The sequence below is a fragment of the Corallococcus sp. AS-1-12 genome, from assembly GCF_020036995.1.
GTDB lineage: Bacteria > Myxococcota > Myxococcia > Myxococcales > Myxococcaceae > Corallococcus.
Genome location: NZ_JAIQDD010000089.1, coordinates 1 through 1,437, shown reverse-complemented (window position 1 = coordinate 1,437; position 1,437 = coordinate 1). Strand labels below are relative to the sequence as shown.

Genomic DNA, 1,437 nt, shown 5'->3' with positions numbered 1-1,437 from the left:
GGCCAGGAGCAGGCGACGGGGCGGCTCGCGCTGGTGCTGGCATTGACTCGCTGCGCCCCGTTGCTGCTGTCGCATGCCGTCCTCCTGACAGAACACGTAGGCCCCGCGCAGGTGCCGGTGTTCCTTGAGGGAGTCGACCCCGGACGCGGGCAGGTCCACCCCGCGCTCGCGGCCACCCTTGGGCAAGCCTTCCTGTCCGTTCGTGCGGGTGCGCCGGACCTGGAGTTTGCCGCGCGGCAGGTCCAGGTCGATCCACTGGAGCCCCATCAGCCGCGAGCGTGAGCAGCTTGTGCCGCACCGTGAAAGTGCTGGAAGAGGAGGTGCGGCTGGCGCAATTCCTCCAGCACCCCAGCATTGCCCGCGTCCAAGGCCTCTTCGAGATGAAGTTCGGAGAGGCACGGGGTCTGGGCGCCGTCAGGGAGTGCGTGGAAGGCTTCAGCCTGGACACCCTCCTCACCATCGCCCAGTTGCGGGGACGCTACTTCTCCGAGGCCTTCGTCCTCTACGTGGGCGCGGAGGTGGCGGCGGCTCTGGCGCATGCGCACACCCGCACGGACGACGCGGGCAGCTCGCTGGGCATCGTCAACCGGGACATCAACCCCGGTTGCATCCGCCTGCGGCCCAATGGGGGCGAGGTGCTGACGGACTTCGTCCAGTCTGCAAGGGCGCCTCGCTACGACGCTGCCGCGCCCTCCAGGAGGAGTCATCTACGCTTCACCCGAGGCGCTGGTGGGGACGGTGACGGATGCGAGAAGCGACCTCTTCTCCCTGGGGCTGGTGCTGCTGGAGTTCGCCACGGGGAGACACCTCTACTACCCGGGGAATCTCAAGGTGGAGGACGAGTCTCCTCGGCTCTCGCGGGAGCAGAGTCAACGGGTGCTCGCGGCCATGGCCACGACGATGGACATGCACCTGCCGCCCTTCGTGGAGGACGCCGTCCAGCGCGCCATGGTGTTCAGTGGGAAGGACGTGAAGGAGGCCGCATTCGAGCTGTCCACCTCGCTGCGCTCCGTCTTCCTCCGGCTGCTGTGCCGGGAGCCGGCGTCTCGCTACCCGACAGCGGCGGCGCTGGAGCTGGAGTTTCGCGGGCAGCTCGCGCGGCTGCGGTGAAGGAAGTAGACGACAGAGCCGGGATCGGGCGCCCTGCGACTGACACGGCATTAACGGTCGCCGACTCGACGCAGCCGACCTCCCCCCCCGGGCAGTGGTGCGTGCCGGACTGAATGTCAGACGTATGTCCTTTGCTCTCCTCGGAGGAGTCACTCCCTGGGGGGCGTGGATGCGAATGACGCGAAGTGGAGCTGTCTGGCTGTGGCTGCTGTTGCCAGTGGCAGCGTGGGCCGAGGACGTCCCGGAGGTTCCGCCCGTGGAGGAGGAACGGCGCCCACGGGACGAGGCCTGGCGCAACCTGCTGCGCGTGGAGGCGACGTCGTTGTC

General features: G+C 68.4%; 2 protein-coding genes. Both read left to right on the top strand.

What is annotated here, in order from left to right:
- A partial coding sequence (locus K8556_RS39935) for a hypothetical protein (RefSeq protein ID WP_370640043.1) occupies nucleotides 1–282 on the top strand: 282 nt, incomplete at its 5' end.
- 456 nt (nucleotides 283–738) lie between these two features.
- Nucleotides 739–1,110: a hypothetical protein gene (locus K8556_RS38795; protein WP_223745172.1), complete on the top strand. Its 372-nt coding sequence runs from the start codon at nucleotides 739–741 to the stop codon at nucleotides 1,108–1,110.
- Nucleotides 1,111–1,437: the final 327 nt, after the last annotated feature.